The sequence below is a fragment of the Solimonas variicoloris DSM 15731 genome (assembly GCF_000382285.1).
Taxonomy (GTDB): Bacteria; Pseudomonadota; Gammaproteobacteria; order Nevskiales; family Nevskiaceae; genus Solimonas; species Solimonas variicoloris.
Genome location: NZ_KB907926.1, coordinates 213335 through 230572, shown reverse-complemented (window position 1 = coordinate 230572; position 17238 = coordinate 213335). Strand labels below are relative to the sequence as shown.

Below are 17238 nucleotides of genomic sequence, written 5' to 3'. Positions count from 1 at the left end.
CGGCACCGACCGTGATGTCGCCACGGCGGACCTTCAAAGGTCCGCCGTGGCTTTTGGTCGTCCGCATTTTGGCGTACGGCGCCGGCACACACCGCGCCGGCGCTTGACCGGCTGCCGCGCCGGGCGTATTAAATCGACTGTTTCAAACAATTGTTTGATTCCGTCGATGAAGCTTCCCCGCCGTCGCCCCGCAAGTCCGAAGAAAACCGCCGTCGGCGGCTCGCCCGAGGCGACGCGCGCCGCGCTGCTGCAGGCGGCGACGGCGGTCTTCGTCGCCTCCGGCTACGAGCAGGCACGCGTGCGCGACATCGCCGAGCGTGCCGGCGCCAACGTCGCCGCGATCAACTATCACTTCGGCAGCAAGGAAGCGCTCTATCTGGAGGTGCTGCGCCGCCAGGCGAGCGAGCGCATCGAGCGCTATCCGCTGCCCGACCCGGCCCAATCGGCGACGCCCGAGGCCGCATTGCAGGCAGCGCTGACCATGCTGCTGAGCCGCCTGCTCGCCGACGACCAGCGCGGCTTCGTGCCGAAGCTGCTGATGCGCGAGCTGCTGGCGCCGAGCGCGGCGCTGCCGGCGATGGTGCAGGACGTCATCGCGCCGCAGTTCCGGCAGCTGTCGGCCGTCGTGACGGCGCTGCTCGGCCCCCGTGCGGACGCCGCCACGATCCAGCGCTGCACGTTCAGCCTCGTCAGCCAGTGCATGTTCTACCTGTTCGCGCGGCCGCTGGTGCAGACGCTGGCGCCGCAGACCTATGACGACGGCGCGGTTGCGCGCCTTTCCGCCCATATCGCGCAATTTTCGCTGGGCGCGCTGCGCGCGCAGCGCGAGCTCCTGGAGCGCGCCGATGCCTAGAGGCTCTCTGATCGCGGTGCTGCTGTGCGTGTCCGGGCTCGCGGCCTGTTCGGATCCCGCTGTCGACCGTTTCCAGGGCTACGTCGAAGGCGAGTTCGTCTACGTCGCCGCCTCGCAGGCCGGGCGGCTGGAGCGGCTCACGGTCCGGCGCGGCGACGCGGTCCGCGCCGGCGCGCCACTGTTCGCGCTCGAGGCGACACTGGAGGCGGCCGCACAGCGCCAGGCGGCGCAGCAGCTGTCTGCGGCGCAGGCGCAGTACGCGGATCTGCTGACCGGCAAGCGTGCACCCGAGATCGCGGTGCTGCGCGCGCAGCTGGCGCAGGCCATGGCCGCCGATCGCAACGCTGCCGAGCAGTGGCGCCGCGATCAGGCCCTGGCCGGCAGCGGCGCAGTGTCGCAGGCCCAGCTCGACGCCAGCCGCGCCGCGGCCGAGGCCGCCGCCGAGCGCGTGCGCGAACTGCGCGACCAGCTCGCCGTCGCCGCGCTGCCGGGGCGCGAGCAGCAGATCGCCGCGCAGGCGGCGCAGGTCGAGGCAGCGCGCGCGCAGCTGGCGCAGGCGCAGTGGCGGCTCGACGAGAAGACGCTGCGGGCCGGGCAGGACGCGCAGGTCTACGACACGCTGTATCGCCTCGGCGAGTGGGTGCCGGCCGGCAGCCCGGTCGTGCGCCTGCTGCCGCCGGGCAACGTCAAGGTCCGCTTCTTCGTGCCGGAGACCACGGTCGGGCGGCTGCACCCCGGCCAGAGCGTGCGCCTGCAGTGCGATGGCTGCGCGTGCGAGCTGCCGGCGACGATCCGCTACGTGGCGGGCGAGGCGGAGTACACGCCGCCGGTGATCTACAGCAACGAGACGCGCGACAAGCTGGTGTTCATGGTCGAGGCCTGGCCGACGCCGGCCGACGCCGGCGTGCTGCATCCGGGCCAGCCGCTGACGGTGACGCTGCCGTGAGCGCCCAGGCGCTGGCGATCGACGTCCGCGGCCTGAACAAGTTTTTTGGCGACAAGCACGTGGTCGCCGACCTCAGCCTGCAGGTGCGGCGCGGCGAGATTTTCGGCTTTCTCGGCCCGAACGGCAGCGGCAAGACCACGTCGATCCGCATGATGTGCGGCCTGCTGACGCCGGATTCCGGCAGCGGCCGCTGTCTCGGCCACGACATCCTGCGCGAGGCCGACGCGATCAAGCGCCAGGTCGGCTACATGACGCAGCGCTTCTCGTACTGGGAAGACCTGACGATTCGCGAGAACCTCGATTTCGTCGCGCGCCTTTACGAAATGCCGAACCGCCGCGCCGCCGTCGACGAGGCGCTCGAACGGCTCGGCCTCACCTCGCGCGCGCAGCAGCTGACCGGTGCGCTGTCGGGTGGCTGGAAGCAGCGCCTGGCGCTGGCGGCGTGCATGCTGCACCGGCCGCAGCTACTGCTGCTCGACGAGCCGACCGCCGGCGTCGACCCGACCGCGCGCCGCGACTTCTGGGAAGAGCTGCACGGCCTCGCCGCGCAGGGCATTTCGGTGCTGGTCAGCACGCACTACATGGACGAGGCCGAGCGCTGCCACAAGCTCGCCTACATGGCCTACGGCCAGCTGCTGGTGCAGGGCACCGCCGCCGAGGTCGTCGCCGCGCAGCGGCTGACGACCTGGGCCGTGCATGGCGAGCACCTGGGCGAGCTGTCGCAGCGCCTGCGCGAGGCGCCGGGCGTCGAGCAGACCGTGGTCTTCGGCAGTGTCCTGCACGTGACCGGCGCCGACGCCGCGACGCTGGAAGCCAGCGTGCGCCGCATCGCCGGCGGCGCCGGTCTGCGCATCGAGACGGTGCCGACCGGTCTCGAGGACGTCTTCATCCATCTGATGAGCCGCGCGACCGACAACTACCGGGAGCGGCCGTGAGCGCCTGGCTCGGCAACTTCCGCGGCTTCTCGGCGGCGCGCTGGTGGGGCGTGGTGCGCAAGGAGTTCCTGCAGCTGCGCCGCGACCGCGTCACCTTCGCGATGATCGTCGGCATCCCGATCGTGCAGCTGGCGCTGTTCGGCTTCGCGATCAACACCGATCCGCGCCACCTGCCGACGGCGGTGATCAGCGCCGAGCAAAGCGAGTTCAGCCGCAGCCTGGTCGCCGCGCTGCGCAATTCGCGCTACTTCGCGATCACCGAGGAACTGCCGGACGAGGCCGCCGGCCGCGAAGCGCTGGCCGAGGGCCGCGTGCAGTTCGTGCTCAGTATCCCGGCGGATTTCAGCAAGCGCCTGCTGCGCGGCGAGAAGCCGGCCGTGCTGCTCGAGGCCGATGCCACCGATCCGACCGCGACCGGCATGGCGCTCGGCGCCGTCGAGCGGATCGTCGCCTCGGTCGCGAGCAAGGATCTGCGCGGGCCGCTGGCGGCGCTGCTGCCGGGCGCGCCGCCGTTCGAGATCCGCGTGCACCGCCTCTACAACCCGGAGGGCGTGACGCAGTACAACATCATCCCCGGTCTGATGGGCGTGATCCTGTCGATGACGCTGGTGATGATGACGGGCCTGGCGATGACGCGCGAACGCGAGCGCGGCACCATGGAAAACCTGCTGGCGACGCCGGTGCGGCCGCTCGAGGTCATGAGCGGCAAGATCGTGCCGTATATCGCGATCGGCCTGCTGCAGGCGACGATCATCCTGCTCGCCGCGCGCTTCGTGTTCGGCGTGCCGTTCTTCGGCAGCATCGTCGCGGTCTATCTGGCCGCGCTGCTGTTCATCGCCGCCAACCTCACCGTCGGCATCACGCTGTCGTCGCTGGCCAAGAACCAGCTGCAGGCGATGCAGATGACGATGTTCTACTTCCTGCCGAACATGCTGCTGTCCGGCTTCATGTTCCCGTTCGCCGGCATGCCGGCCTGGGCGCAATGGCTCGCCAGCGTGCTGCCCCTGACGCACTTCAACCGCCTGATCCGCGGCATCGTGCTCAAGGGCAACGGCTGGGCCGAGCTGTGGCCAAGCATCTGGCCGATACTGGTCTTCACGGTGATCGTCATGGCGGTCGCCGTGCGTTTCTACCGGCGCACGCTGGACTGAGCGCGCGGCGAGTGGCCCAGGTCCTGGGCTTGAAATCGCCGGGCGCCGGCCCTAAAACGCCGCCTCCAATGTTTGCACAAGGAGTCCTGCGTCAATGGCAGCCGAAAAGCGTGAATTCCAGGCGGAAGTGCGGCATCTGCTGCACCTGATGATCCATTCGCTGTACTCGAACAAGGAAATCTTCCTGCGCGAGCTGATCTCGAATGCCTCCGATGCCTGCGACAAGCTGCGCTTCGAGGCGATCGCCAGGCCCGAGCTGCTCGGCGGCGACGAGCTCGCGGTCGAGCTGATTCCCGATCCGGCGGCGGGCACGCTGACGATCCGCGACAACGGCGTCGGCATGTCGCGTGACGAAGTGATCGAGAACCTCGGCACGATCGCGCGCTCGGGCACGCGCAAGTTCATCGAGTCGCTGTCCGGCGACCAGAAGAAGGACTCGCAGCTGATCGGCCAGTTCGGCGTCGGTTTCTACTCCGCCTACATCGTCGCCGACAAGGTGACGGTGCTGAGCAAGCGCAGCGACGCCGACGCGGTGCGCTGGGAATCGGACGGGCAGGGCGAGTTTTTCGTCGAGCCTTCGTTCAAGCTCGATCGCGGCACCGAAGTGATCCTGCACCTGCGCGAGGACGACAAGGAATTTCTGGAGCCGATGCGGCTGGCGACGATCGTGCGCCGCTACTCGGACCACATCGGCCTGCCGATCAAGCTCAAGAACGACAAGGGCGAGCTCGAAACGCTGAATCAGGCGCGTGCGTTCTGGACGCGGCCGAAGTCCGAGCTCAAGGACGAGGACTACGCGAAGTTCTACGAGCAGATCGCGCACGACTACCAGGCGCCGCTGGCCTGGGCGCATCACAAGGTCGAAGGCACGATCGAGTACACCTCGCTGCTCTACATTCCGGCGCATGCGCCGTTCGATCTCTGGGATCGCGAGCAGTCGCGCGGCGTGCAGCTCTACGTCAAACGCGTCTTCATCATGGACAAGGCGGCCGAGCTGCTGCCGCCGTACCTGCGCTTCGTGCGCGGCGTGGTCGATACGCCGGATCTGCCGCTGAACGTCTCGCGCGAGATTCTGCAGGGCAACCGCACGGTCGAGAAGATTCGCGGCGCGCTGGTCAAGCGCGTGCTCGATCTGCTCGACGACATGGCCGCCAACAAGCCGGACGACTACGCGAAATTCTGGGCGGCGTTCGGCGTGGTGCTGAAGGAGGGCATTGTCGAGGATGCCGCCAACCGCGAGCGCATCGCCCGGCTGTGCCGCTTCCATTCGACCGCCGCGCCGGACCAGCCGGAGGTTTCGCTCGACGCCTATGTGGCGCGCATGCCGGCCGGGCAGGACGGCATTTACTACCTGACCGCCGACACGCTGTCGGCGGCGCGCAGCTCGCCGCATCTCGAAGGTTTTCGTGCCCGCAATTTCGAGGTGCTGCTGCTCGTCGACCGCATCGACGAGTGGCTGGTCGGACACCTGAGCGAGTTCGGCGGCAAGAAGCTGGAGTCGGTGTCGCGGGCGTCCAAGGATCTCGAAAGCAAGATCGAAACGCCGGAGAAGGCGCGCCTCGAAGGCGAGTACAAGGACGTGCTCGAACGCCTGCAGAAGACGCTCGGCGAGCGCGTCGAGTCGGTGCGGCTGTCGTCGCGCCTGACCGAGTCGCCGTCGTGTCTGGTGGCCGGCGAGTACGCGCTGTCGCGCCGGCTCGAGGAAATGCTCAAGCGCGCCGGCGAGCAGGCGCCGGCGTCGCGGCCGATCCTCGAGCTCAATCCGACCCATCCGCTGGTCGAGAAGCTGAAGGCGACCGCCGACGAGGCGACGTTCGCCGATCTCGGCGAGCTGCTGTTCGGTCAGGCGGTGCTCGCCGAAGGCGGCCAGCTCGACGATCCGGCCGGCTTCGTGCGCCGCCTGAACAAGCTGCTGCTTGGCGGCACCGGCGGCGACGCCGGCCGCATCATCGTCGGCTGAAAGACTGCGCCGCTGCTGCGCCCGCAGCGTTCAGGGCGCGGCGGCGGCGGTGCGGATGAAGCTCGGCGTGCGCGTCTCGCGGCGCTCGGTGACCGTCGCGCAGTGCAGGAAGCGCGACGACGCCAGCCAGTGCGAATCCGGGTAGTACGAGAACAGCAGCTGGCCGTTCTTCATCGCGTCGATCAGCGGCCGGGCGATGCCGGCGCGCACCGCCGGGCAGCCCCAGCTGCGGCCGATGCGGCCCTGCTTGGCGCCGAGCGCGGCGTCGACGTACGGAGCGCCGTGGATGACCAGCGCGCGCTGCAGGGCCAGATCGTTGACGCCCGGTTCGAGCCCGGCCAGACGCAGCGAATAGCCGTTGCCGCCCTGATAGCTGTTCAGGGTGCGGAACAGGCCGAGGCTCGACTGCAGGCTGCCGTCGCGGTTCGAGAAGCGCTCGGCGTAGCGTTCGCCGGAGTTGCGGCCGTGCGCGACGAGTTCGCGGAACAGCAGCCGGCGCTCGCCGAGGTCGAAGACCCACAGGCGCGGCTGCGTCGACGGCAGCGAGTAGTCGATCAGCGCCAGGCGGCGGGCGTCGGCGATCTCGTCGGCGGACTGTGCGCAGTTCAGCGCGTCGAGTGCCGCCTGCAGGGCCTGCGGCTGCGCGTCGGGCGCGGCGCGGCGCAGGTCGGTGTAGAGCGAGGAGACGTCCGCGGCGTGTGCGCAGAACGGAAGCAACAGGGCAGCGCATGCGGACGCTACGGCCGATCGGAAAGACTGCATTTTTCAAAACACCGTGTCTGGCGGTGCGGCTGGCGCCCGGGGCGCGACCGCAACCATGGGGGAAACAGGACGGGCATCCGGGGCGGCCATCGCGTCCGATGCGAAGATGCCGGACCGCCGGGTGCGCCTGCATGGTACCGGCTGGCGGCGGATTCGCCAAATGGACCGGGCCCGGCCGGGACGCTACCGTGACGGCCCCTCACGAGGACCGCACATGCACGGACGCGCACGCGCTCTGGCCGTCACCATCGTTTTCTTCTTTGTCTGCGCGCTGCCGGGACCGCCCGCGCGCGCCGCGGCGGCGGACGCCGCCGTGCTCGCCGACGCGCAGCAGCGGCTGGCGGCGCGCGCGGCGCCGCTGCGCACGCGCGCCGAGGCGCAGCTGGCGGCGGTGCCCGGCAGCGCCACGCCGCCGCTCGGCTTCGACGAGGCGATCGGGCTGTTCTACGACGCGCGCGGCGGCCGGCCGGCATGGACCGATCCGCAGCGGCGTGCGGCGCTGGCGGCGGCACTGCGCGGACTGGCCGATGACGGTCTCGATCCGGCGGACTACCAGCTCGCCGAAGTCGACCGTCCAGCGACGGCGGCGTCGGGCCAGACGCTGGCCGACGACGACTGGCGCGTGACGCACGGCGCGATGCTGGCGCTGCTGCATCTGTATCGCGGCAAGGTCGAGCCCGGTACGCTCGATACGCACTGGAACTTCGTGCCGCGCGCGATCGATCCGCAGGCCGGCCTGCGCGCGTTCGCCGCGGCCGTCGACAGCGGCGATTTCGCCGGCCTGTTCGCGGCAGCGCGGCCGGCGCATCCGATCTATGCGCGCCTGCGCGCGGCACTGGCGCGGCTGCGCGCGCTCGAAGCGGCCGGCGGCTGGCCGGCGATCGCGGCCGGTCCGTCGCTCAAGCCCGGCGCCGAGGATGCGCGCGTGCCGGTGCTGCGCCAGCGCCTCGCGCTCGACGGCGCGACGCTGACCGCCGACGCGCAGAACCTGCGGTACGACAGCGAGCTGCAGGCAGCAGTGGAGCGCTATCAGGCGGCGCAGTATCTCGACGCCGACGGCGTCGTCGGCCGCGCCACGCTGCGGGTGCTGAACGTGCCGCTGGCGGCACGCATCGCGCAGCTGCGCGCCAACCTGGAACGCGGCCGCTGGCTGCTGCATCGCGCCGACGGCGATTTCGTACTGGTCGACGTCGCCGGCTATGGCATCGCGCTGTACCGCCACGGCGAGGCCGTGTGGCGCTCGCGCGTGCAGGTCGGCAAGCCCTACCGCAGCACGCCGATCTTCGAATCGGCGATCAACATCATCACCTTCAATCCCACCTGGACGGTGCCGCCGACGATCCTGCGCGAGGACGTGCTGCCGAAGCTGCGCAAGGATCCCCGCTATCTGCAGCGCAACCGCCTGCGCGTGCTCGATGCCAGCGGCCGCGAGCTCGATCCGGCGTCGATCGACTGGAGCCGGCCCGGCAACGTCACGCTGCGCCAGGACGCCGGCGCCGACAACTCGCTCGGCCGCGTCGCGATCCGGTTTCCGAATCCGTACGCCGTCTATCTGCACGACACGCCGCATCAGGCGCTGTTCGACGCGCGGCAACGCGCCTTCAGCTCCGGCTGCATCCGCGTCGAACGCGCACTGGAGCTCGTCGAGCTGCTGTTCGATGATCCGCTGCGCTGGAACCGCGCGGCGATCGACGCGCTGCTGGCCAGCGAACAGACCCAGAACGTCTCCCTGCCCAAGCCGGTGCCGATCCTGATCGCCTACTGGACGGTTGAGGTCGATGCCGACGGACGGCTAGCGTTCAGGCCCGACGTGTACGATCGCGATCCGGCGCTGATCGCCGCGCTCGATCGCGCGCTCTGAGGCAGGGCTGTCGGTACGCACTGACAGATTTCTGACATGGGCTTCGTTACCGTTGCGCCAAACCGGTCCTGCAAGGAGTTCCGATGAATCCGCGTCTACGTCTCGTTTGCCTGCTCGCCGCCGTCCTCGCCAGCGCCAGTCTGCCGGCACGGGCGGCGTCGGTCGCCGACCGCGCCAAGGCCGTCACCGCCGCAGCGCAGGGCGACGCCGACTGCAAGAAGCTCGGCGACTTCTACTGGGAGATCGGCGACGCCAAGGGCGTGCTCGCCAGCGGCGCGGTCGGCACCGAGTATTCGGCGAGCAGCGAAATGAAGATCGCTTCGGCATCGAAGTTCGTCTGGGGCGCCTACGTGCTCGAGAAGATCGGCCGCAACAACAAGCCGAGCGCTGAGCAGCTCTCGTATCTGGAGATGCGTGCCGGCTACACCAAGCTCAACCCGCTGTTCTGCATGCTCAGCAAGACCGCCGACGACTGCCTCAACAAGCGCGAGAACGGCATGCGCGTCGCCGCCGACGTCGGCAAGTTTTCGTACAACGCCGGCCACGACCAGAAGCTCGCGCAGGTTCTCGGGCTCGGCGGCTACACGGCGCAGCGCATGACCGAAGAGGTCATGGGCTACATCGGCCGCGACGTCGATCTTTCCTACTCGAGTCCGTCGCCGGCTGGCGGCATGCAGGGCACGCCGGCAGGTTACGGTGCGTTCCTGCGCAAGATCCTGTCGGGACAGCTGCGCATGCATGACTTCCTCGGCTACGAGCCGGTCTGCACCAAGTGCGCGAACGCCGCGTACAGCCCGGCGCCGTGGGCCTGGCACTACAGCATCAACCACTGGGTCGAGGACGATCCGCAGAACGGCGATGGCGCGTTCAGCAGCCCGGGCCTGATGGGCTTCTATCCGTGGATCTCCGCCGACAAGAGCACCTATGGCATCGTCGCGCGCCAGAAGCTGTCGACCAGCGCCTACGTCGATTCCGCGGTCTGCGGCCGCAAGCTGCGCGCGGCGTGGATGAAGTCCTGAACGCGCGCGGCGCCACTCTGAGTGGCGCCGGCCGGCTTGCGCCGGAACGGCCGGACCTGCAGCAGCAGGTCCGGCCGTTTTCGTTGCGCGAGGCCTGGTGCCGGCGGGCGACGACGCGTCGATTCGAGCGCAACGCGGCGGGCGCGTCGCCGCTCAGGGCAGCACGCGCACCGCGTCGACGAAGTGCTTCTGCCAGTACGCGAGGTGCACGCCGGCGACGATCACCGAGCGGCCGCTCGCCGGCGCATGCACTGCCTCGTCGTCGCCGAGATAGATCGCGACGTGGTCGATGCCGCGACCGCTGAAGCTGTAGAACAGCAGATCGCCGGGCACCGCGTCGTCGAGGTCGATCCGGCGACCGGCGGCGTGCTGTTCGCGCGTCGTGCGCGGCACTTTCACGCCGACCTGCGCGTAGACGTACTGCACCAGACCGCTGCAGTCGTAACCGGCCGGGGTCGTGCCGCCGTAGCGATACGGCCGGCCGATCTGGCCGAGCGCTTCGAGCACGATCGCGCGCCGCGTGCCGTCATTGGCCGGATCCGGGCGCACGCCGCCGCCGCAGGCGGCGAGCGTCAGCAGCAGCGCCAGCGCCGCGCCACGCCAGGCGGACCGGCGCATCGTCACGCTGCCTGCGGCGCCGTCTTCTGCATCGACGGGCGCTCGCTGAACTGCGCGTACCAGGCGGCGAGGGCGTCGTGGTTCTTGCGCCACTCGATGTAGGGCATGCGGAAATCCAGGTAGCCGAGCGCGCAGCCGACGGTGATCTCGACCGTGGTCGGCGTCTCCGGACTGAGTTCGGCGGCTTCGGCGTCGAGCTGATCGATCGCGCGGCGCATCGCCACGATCTGACGGTCGAGGAAGACCTGGTAGATGATGCCTTCGGGGCGCCGTTTCTCGTTGGTCGAAGCCACGGCCGCATCGATGATGCCCTCGGCCAGGTACTGGCGGCGCAGCGCGCCCCAGCGGCGAGCGCCGCTCGGCAGCGCGGCGAGCCCGTGCCCGCGCGTAAACAGATAGCTCATGATCAGGTTCGAGTCGGGCAGCGCCTCGCCCTGCTCGGTGATCAGCACCGGCACCTTCGACAGCGGGTTGATCTTGAGGAATTCCGCCGGCGGGTTGTACGGATCGACGTCGATTTCCTCGATCTGCTCGCCGAGCCCCAGCTCCTCGATCACGGCGCGCACGCGGCGTGTGTACGGCGAGGCCAGGTTGCGATACAGCCGCATCTTGTTGTCGGTTTCGCTCATCGGCGCGCAGTCATGATACGGACCTGCGCATTATCGCCGCCGGTCTTGGGCGCGCGCAAAGCAAAACGCCCCGGATCAAGGATCCGGGGCGTCGCTTGCGCAGCGTCGGCGGTGTTCAGCCGGCGGCGAGCTTGTCCAGATAGCGCTCGGCATCGAGTGCGGCCTGGCAGCCGGTGCCGGCCGAGGTGATCGCTTGACGGTAGACGTGATCCATCACGTCGCCGGCGGCGAACACGCCCGGCACGCTGGTCGCGGTGGCGTCGCCGTTGGTGCCGGAGTGCACCTGGATGTAACCGCCGTTCATCTTCAGCTGGCCTTCGAAGATCGCCGTGTTCGGCGAGTGGCCGATGGCGATGAACACGCCCTTGAGGGCAACGTCCCGGGTCGTGCCGTCCTTGAGGTTACGGACGCGCATGCCGGTGACGCCGGAGTCGTCGCCGAGCACTTCCTCGAGCGTCGAATCCCAGATGATCTCGACCTTGCCTTCGGCCTGCTTCCTGAACAGCTTGTCGTGCAGGATCTTCTCGCCCTTGAACTTGTCGCGGCGGTGCACGATGGTGACCTTGCTGGCGATGTTGGCGAGGTACAGCGCTTCCTCGACGGCGGTGTTGCCGCCGCCGATCACCGCCACTTCCTGACCCTTGTAGAAGAAGCCATCGCAGGTCGCGCAGGCGGACACGCCCTTGCCGCGGAACGACTGCTCGCTCGGCAGGCCCAGATACTTGGCGCTGGCGCCGGTGGTGACGATCAGCGCGTCGCAGCTGTACTCGCCCTGGTCGCCCTTGAGCGTGAACGGACGGCGCGAGAGATCGACCGCGTGAATGTGGTCGTAGACGAAGGTCGTCTCGAAGCGCTCGGCATGCTTCTGCATGCGGGCCATCAGATCCGGTCCCATCAGGCCTTCGACGTCGCCCGGCCAGTTGTCGACTTCGGTCGTCGTCATCAGCTGGCCGCCGACTTCCAGGCCGGTGATCAGCGCCGGCTTGAGGTTGGCGCGCGCCGCGTAGACGGCGGCCGTGTAACCGGCGGGGCCGGAGCCGAGGATGATCAGGCGGTGGTGCTGCGTGCTCATGGTGCGTCTCGGGTTCGGGGCTGCGATGGATCGCGGGTGCATCCGCAGATGGGGGCGGCGGCCCGGATTTCCAGAGCCGCCGCTTGCGGACGCCTGCGGCCGCTCAGAGCTGGGTGCCGTGCTTGGCCAGGTAGTCGGCGACGCCTTCGGCGGTCGCCTTCATGCCGGCCTCGCCCTTCTTCCAGCCGGCCGGACAGACTTCGCCGTGCGCCTCGGTGAACTGCAGCGCGTCGATCAGGCGCAGGGCCTCGTCGACGTTGCGGCCCAGCGGCAGGTTGTTGACGGTGGCGCTCTGCACGACGCCGGCCTTGTCGATCAGGAAGGTGGCGCGGAAGGCGACGCTGTCCTGGTGCTCGACGCCGTAGGCGCGGGTGATCTCGTGGTTGACGTCGGCGACCAGCGGGAAGCGGACCGGGCCGATGCCGCCCTTCTCGATCGGCGTGCTGCGCCAGGCGAAGTGCGAGAACTGGCTGTCGATCGACACGCCGATCACCTGCACGCCGCGCGCCTCGAATTCCTTCACGCGATGGTCATGGGCGATGATTTCGGACGGGCACACGAAGGTGAAGTCGAGCGGGTAGAAGAACAGCAGGACGTACTGGCCCTTGTAGTCGGACAGCTTGATCTGCTGGAAGCTGCCGTCGGCCATCACGGCATTGGCCTTGAAATCGGGGGCGGGGCGGTTGACGAGCGTCATACGGGGGAATTCCTCAGGCAGCAGATGTGGAGAAACGCCCTGTGGCGGCCGGCAGGGACGGGCGGCAACAGCGCGGCCGACGCATGCTAAGCAGCGTCTTCCGATAGGTCAAAGCATTTATTCATATTCGCCGCATAGCGGTGCTCAATGCTTCATCGCGCTATCGCATTGTTTGCGGAGGCCTGTCATCGAAACGTCACCCATTGTTCATATGCTGGCGTTGTCATTAAATGGAAAGCATGTCGATGCAGGGAAAACTCATTCTGGTGGTCGATGACGAAGCACCGATCCGCGAGATGCTGCGTTTCGCGCTCGGCCGTGCCGACTTCCGGGTGGTCGAGGCTTCGGGCGCGCAGGAAGCGCGCCTGCGCATCGCCGACGAGCGCCCGGACCTGATCCTGATGGACTGGATGATGCCGGGCATGTCCGGTGTCGAGCTGACGCGCGAGCTGAAGAGTCAGGCGATGACGCGCGACATCCCCGTCATCATGGTGACGGCGCGCGTCGAGGAAGAGGACAAGGTGCGCGGCCTCAATATCGGCTGCGACGACTACGTCTCCAAGCCGTTCTCGTATCCGGAGCTGATCGCCCGCATCCAGGCGGTGCTGCGGCGCGCGATGCCGGGCGGCGAGGAGGAGCGTCTGGCGATCAACGGCCTGGAGGTCGACGCCGCCAGCCAGCGCGTCACCGCCAAGGGCCAGCCGGTGCGACTGGGGCCGACCGAGTACCGGCTGCTGCATTTCTTTATCAGCCATCCCGAGCGGGTCTACACGCGCGAGCAGGTCCTCGATCGCGTCTGGGGTCAGAACGTCTATGTCGAGGAGCGCACGGTCGACGTGCATATCCGCCGTCTGCGCAAGGCACTCGAGCCGTTCGGCTATGATGAGATGATCCAGACGGTACGGGGCTCCGGGTACCGTTTCTCCGAAAAGGTCTGACCACGCGACGATGACAGGGCCGGTGACAACACGGCCGGCCGCGAGTGCGTCGCAGCCGGAATCGGCGCCGCGCAACGGCGCGGTGGACGACTTTCCGTACGCCGAACTGTGGTGGCGCGGCATCGGCAAGCTCGCCGTCATCGCCCTGATCGGCGCCGGCGTCGGCGCGATCTTCGGCTATCCCGCGCTCGGTGCGCTGGCCGCCGTACTGGGCTTCATCCTGTTGCAGCTGCGCCAGCTGATCCGCCTGCGCGCCTGGCTGCATGCCCCGAAGCGGCACTTCCTTCCGGACGCCAGCGGCATCTGGGGCGAGGTGTTCGATCTGCTGATCGATTTGCAGCGCAAGAACCGCAAGCGCAAGAAGAAGCTCGCGCTGATGCTGGCCGAGTTCCAGGCGTCGACGGCGGCGCTGCCGGACGGTGCCGTGGTGCTCGCCGATCGCGGCGAGATTTCCTGGTTCAACACCGCGGCCCACCAGCTGCTCGGCCTGCGCGCGCCGCAGGATCTCGGCATCCGCATTCCGAACCTGATCCGCCACCCGAGCTTCACGGAATTCTTCGAAGCCGGCGATTTCGAGCTGGAAACCGAGGCGCCGTCGCCGATCAACCGCAACCGCATGCTGTCGCTGCGCATCATCCCGTATGGCAACGAGCAGAAGCTGCTGATCGTCCGCGACATCTCGGAGCGCCGGCAGCTGGAAGCGGCGCGCCGTGATTTCGTCGCCAACGCTTCGCACGAGCTGCGCACGCCGCTGACCGTGCTGCGCGGCTATCTCGACCTGATGGAAATGGACGCGCAGGGCGCCGGGCCGCTGGCCGGCTGGCGCACGCCGGTGCTCGAGATGCGCAACCAGGCCTTGCGCATGGAAGCGCTCATCAACGACATGCTCAAGCTGGCCCGGCTCGAGGCCGACCGCGCGCACATGCGCGACGAGCTGCTGCAGGCGCCGATGCTGGTGATGCGCGCGGTCGAGGAGGCCAAAGCGGTATCGAAGGGCCAGCATCGTTTCGAGCAGATGGTCGAGCCGGACCTGCTGCTGCTCGGCGGCGAAACCGAGTTCTACAGCATCATCATCAACCTGCTGACCAACGCCGTCCGCTACACGCCGGCCGGCGGCGCGATCCGCGTCAGCTGGGAGCGCGCCGGCGAAGGCGCGCGCTTCGCCGTGGCCGATACCGGCATCGGCGTGGCGCCGGAGGACATCCCGCGGCTGACCGAGCGCTTCTACCGCGTCGATGTCGGCCGCTCGCGCGCCTCCGGCGGCACCGGCCTGGGCCTGTCGATCGTCAAGCATGCGCTCGAGGCCTTCGACGCCAAGCTCGAGATCGAGAGCGAGGTCGGCGTCGGCTCGACGTTCATCTGTCGTTTCCCGCAGCACCGCGTGCAGGACGCTGCCAGTGTGGCGCTGGCGGCGGCCGAGCGCGGCGCCGATCCGGACTGAGGCGGTCGGCGCCGGCGTCGCGGGGCGCCGTTGATCCGCCCGATCGCGCCGGTCGCAGGACGCCGTAGCCAGGGCCACCGGAGCGGCCGAGAATGCCGGAATGGTCATGCTGCTCGACGCCCGCACGCTGTATCTGGAAATGTTCGCGATCTGCGTCGTGCTGGGCGTCGCCGAGCTCGTGTTCTATCTGCGGCGGCCGCAAAGCCACGGCGTCGGCTGGTGGGCGCTGGCCAATCTCGGCGCTGCGCTCGGCACGCTGCTGATCGGCCTGCGCGGCCATGTGCCGGCGATCTGGTCGATCGCCGTCGCCAATACGGTGGCGGTTGCCGCGGTCGCCGTCGCCTGGTTCGGCCTGCTGGCCTACGATCGGCGGCCGCTGCCGATCCGCGCCGCGGCGCTGCCGGTGCTGGCGCTGTTCGCCGTGCTGGCGATTCCGTCGCCGCTCAGCGCCGACCTGGCGGCGCGCATCGTCATCGTCGGTTGCGCGCTCGCCGGCTTCGAGGCCGCCGCCGCCGCCGCGGCGGTGCGCATCGCCCGCCGCGACGGTTCGATCGCCGCCTGGATCTGCGCGTTCCTGATGGCGCTGTGCACGCTCGTCAACCTCGCGCGCGCCGTCGTCGTGCTGCGTTACGGCGCCGGCGACGACTACATGGGCCACAACGCCCTGCACGCGTTCCTGCTGTTCCTGCTGGTTCCGGCGTACGCCGGCTGGAACATGAGCCTGATGATGATGTCGATGGAGCGCACGCAGCGCTCGCTGGCACGCGCCGCGCGTACCGACGCGATGACCGGTGCACTCAATCGCGAGGGTTTCCGCGAGCAGGCCGAGATCCGGGTCCGCGCCGCGCGCCAGGCCGGACGGCCGCTGGTGATGGCGCTGGTCGACCTCGATCACTTCAAGCTCATCAACGATCGCGGCGGCCACGCCGCCGGCGACGCGGCGCTGTGCCGCTTCGCGCAGATCGCCGCCGTGCAGCTGCGCGGCCGCGATCTGCTCGGCCGCTACGGCGGCGACGAGTTCGCGATGCTGCTCGAGGACATCGACGCCGCCCAGGCCGAGCGCGTCGCCGCGCGGCTATGCCAGCGTTTCTCGGAGGCGATGCGCGGCGTGATCGACGGCGCCAGTCCGACGCTCAGCATCGGCGTCGCCGTGCTCGAGCCGGACATGACGCTGGACATGCTGGTCGCGCTCGCCGACGTGGCGCTGTACCGCGCCAAGGCCGGTGGCCGCAACGGGGTGGCGCTGGTTCGTGACCTGCAGGCGCTGGGCGCGACAGTGCCGCCGGCGTGCCCGGCGCCGCGCCGCGACGGCGAGGCGCTGCTGTTCGATTGAGCCGGAAAGTCCGTGCCGCCGGCGTTTTCTGACGGCGCCGCCTCGAATGCGGCCCGGTCTTGCGGCGCCGCGCGCCCGCGTCTGGCAGCGGACGCGTCTTGCAGCGCAGGTCCTCCGGCACAAAAAAAGAGGCACGCGATGCGTGCCTCTGCTTGTGAATCGTCGCGCGATGCGCCGCGTTGCCGCGGCGTGGCGATCAGCCGAAACGGCCGGTGATGTAGTCCTCGGTGCGCGATTCGCGCGGCTTGGTGAAAACCTGGTCGGTGGTGCCGAACTCGATCAGCTCGCCGAGGTACATGAACGCCGAGAAGTCGGCGGCGCGCGCGGCCTGCTGCATGTTGTGGGTGACGATCGCGATCGTGTAGTCGACCTTGAGCTGGTAGATCAGCTCCTCGATCTTGGCGGTCGAGATCGGGTCGAGCGCCGAGGTCGGCTCGTCGAGCAGCAGCACCTGCGGGCGCACCGCCACCGAGCGGGCGATGCAGAGGCGCTGCTGCTGGCCGCCCGACAGGCCGAGGCCCGAGGCGTGCAGCTTGTCCTTGACCTCATCCCACAGCGCCGTGCGCTTGAGCGCGTCCTCGACGCGGTCGTTCATTTCCGATTTCGGCACCTTCTCGTAGAGGCGGATGCCGAAGGCGATGTTGTCGTAGATCGACATCGGAAACGGCGTCGGCTTCTGGAACACCATGCCGATGCGTGCGCGCAGCAGGTTCAGGTCGGTCTTCGGATCGACGATGTTCTCGCCGTCGAGCAGCACCTCGCCCTCGGCGCGCTGGCCGGGGTAGAGGTCGTACATGCGGTTGAGGATGCGCAGCAGCGTCGACTTGCCGCAGCCCGACGGCCCGATGAAGGCGGTGACCTTGCGGTCGTACAGCGGCAGCGAAATGCCCTTCAGCGCCTGGTAGTCGCCGTAGTAGAAGTTGAGGTTGCGGATCGTGACCTTTTCCCGCAGGGCCTCGGCAATCGGTTCGGTGAGCACGGTTTTCGTCAGTTCGACGTTGGGACGGGTTTGCATGTTGGCGT

General features: G+C 69.0%; 16 protein-coding genes. 10 read left to right on the top strand and 6 right to left on the bottom strand.

What is annotated here, in order from left to right; genetic code table 11:
• Nucleotides 1-166: 166 nt before the first annotated feature.
• From H149_RS19565 to htpG, 5 genes are all read left to right on the top strand, one after another.
• Complete coding sequence (locus tag H149_RS19565; protein WP_020648374.1) at nt 167-853, top strand: CerR family C-terminal domain-containing protein; 687 nt, start codon at nt 167-169, stop codon at nt 851-853.
• The gene (locus H149_RS0103615; protein WP_083930791.1) at nt 846-1799 is read left to right on the top strand and encodes an HlyD family secretion protein; all 954 of its coding nucleotides are present in this window, start codon (nt 846-848) and stop codon (nt 1797-1799) included. Before H149_RS19565 ends, H149_RS0103615 begins: the two co-directional genes overlap by 8 nt.
• The gene (locus tag H149_RS0103610) at nt 1796-2734 is read left to right on the top strand and encodes an ABC transporter ATP-binding protein (RefSeq protein WP_020648372.1); all 939 of its coding nucleotides are present in this window, start codon (nt 1796-1798) and stop codon (nt 2732-2734) included. The genes H149_RS0103615 and H149_RS0103610 overlap by 4 nt, the downstream gene beginning before the upstream one ends.
• Nucleotides 2731-3885 carry an ABC transporter permease gene (locus H149_RS0103605; protein ID WP_020648371.1) on the top strand — a complete coding sequence of 385 codons (1155 nt, stop codon included), beginning with the start codon at nt 2731-2733 and terminating at the stop codon, nt 3883-3885. The genes H149_RS0103610 and H149_RS0103605 overlap by 4 nt, the downstream gene beginning before the upstream one ends.
• Nucleotides 3886-3979: 94 nt before the next feature.
• The gene (gene htpG / locus H149_RS0103600) at nt 3980-5845 is read left to right on the top strand and encodes a molecular chaperone HtpG (protein ID WP_020648370.1); all 1866 of its coding nucleotides are present in this window, start codon (nt 3980-3982) and stop codon (nt 5843-5845) included.
• Between the two features lie 30 nt (nt 5846-5875).
• Here htpG and H149_RS19560 read toward each other — a convergent pair whose 3' ends face one another.
• A complete protein-coding gene (locus H149_RS19560; RefSeq protein ID WP_051101783.1) occupies nt 5876-6607 on the bottom strand; it encodes a murein L,D-transpeptidase catalytic domain family protein in 732 nt (243 codons plus the stop codon).
• A gap of 214 nt (nt 6608-6821) precedes the next feature.
• On the opposite strand from H149_RS19560, the gene H149_RS0103590 reads away from it, so the two are divergent.
• Nucleotides 6822-8468 (top strand): L,D-transpeptidase family protein, encoded by a 1647-nt coding sequence (locus H149_RS0103590; protein ID WP_020648368.1) that lies wholly within the window; start codon nt 6822-6824, stop codon nt 8466-8468.
• A gap of 83 nt (nt 8469-8551) precedes the next feature.
• A complete protein-coding gene (locus H149_RS0103585; RefSeq protein ID WP_020648367.1) occupies nt 8552-9487 on the top strand; it encodes a hypothetical protein in 936 nt (311 codons plus the stop codon).
• 153 nt (nt 9488-9640) lie between these two features.
• Here the strand turns inward: H149_RS0103585 and H149_RS0103580 are convergent, their stop codons facing one another.
• The 4 genes from H149_RS0103580 to H149_RS0103565 all read right to left on the bottom strand — a co-directional run bounded on the left by H149_RS0103580 (nt 9641) and on the right by H149_RS0103565 (nt 12503).
• Nucleotides 9641-10105: a C40 family peptidase gene (locus H149_RS0103580; RefSeq protein ID WP_039747853.1), complete on the bottom strand. Its 465-nt coding sequence runs from the start codon at nt 10103-10105 to the stop codon at nt 9641-9643.
• A 2-nt stretch (nt 10106-10107) separates the two neighbouring features.
• Nucleotides 10108-10734, bottom strand: a complete 627-nt coding sequence (locus H149_RS0103575; RefSeq protein WP_020648365.1) for a glutathione S-transferase family protein — start codon at nt 10732-10734, stop codon at nt 10108-10110.
• A gap of 115 nt (nt 10735-10849) precedes the next feature.
• Entirely contained in the window at nt 10850-11806 is a 957-nt protein-coding gene (gene trxB / locus H149_RS0103570) for a thioredoxin-disulfide reductase (protein ID WP_020648364.1), read from the bottom strand.
• 103 nt (nt 11807-11909) lie between these two features.
• A complete protein-coding gene (locus H149_RS0103565) occupies nt 11910-12503 on the bottom strand; it encodes a peroxiredoxin (protein ID WP_020648363.1) in 594 nt (197 codons plus the stop codon).
• 245 nt (nt 12504-12748) lie between these two features.
• Between H149_RS0103565 and phoB the strand changes: the two genes are divergently transcribed.
• From phoB to H149_RS0103550, 3 genes are all read left to right on the top strand, one after another.
• Nucleotides 12749-13441, top strand: a complete 693-nt coding sequence (gene phoB / locus H149_RS0103560; RefSeq protein ID WP_039747977.1) for a phosphate regulon transcriptional regulator PhoB — start codon at nt 12749-12751, stop codon at nt 13439-13441.
• Between the two features lie 82 nt (nt 13442-13523).
• Nucleotides 13524-14882, top strand: coding sequence for a phosphate regulon sensor histidine kinase PhoR (gene phoR, locus H149_RS0103555; RefSeq protein WP_020648361.1), 1359 nt, complete (start codon nt 13524-13526; stop codon nt 14880-14882).
• A 106-nt stretch (nt 14883-14988) separates the two neighbouring features.
• Complete coding sequence (locus H149_RS0103550) at nt 14989-16215, top strand: GGDEF domain-containing protein (RefSeq protein WP_154654621.1); 1227 nt, start codon at nt 14989-14991, stop codon at nt 16213-16215.
• 196 nt (nt 16216-16411) lie between these two features.
• On the opposite strand, the gene pstB is transcribed toward H149_RS0103550, so the two are convergent.
• Entirely contained in the window at nt 16412-17230 is an 819-nt protein-coding gene (gene pstB / locus H149_RS0103545) for a phosphate ABC transporter ATP-binding protein PstB (RefSeq protein WP_154654620.1), read from the bottom strand.
• Nucleotides 17231-17238 lie beyond the last annotated feature (8 nt).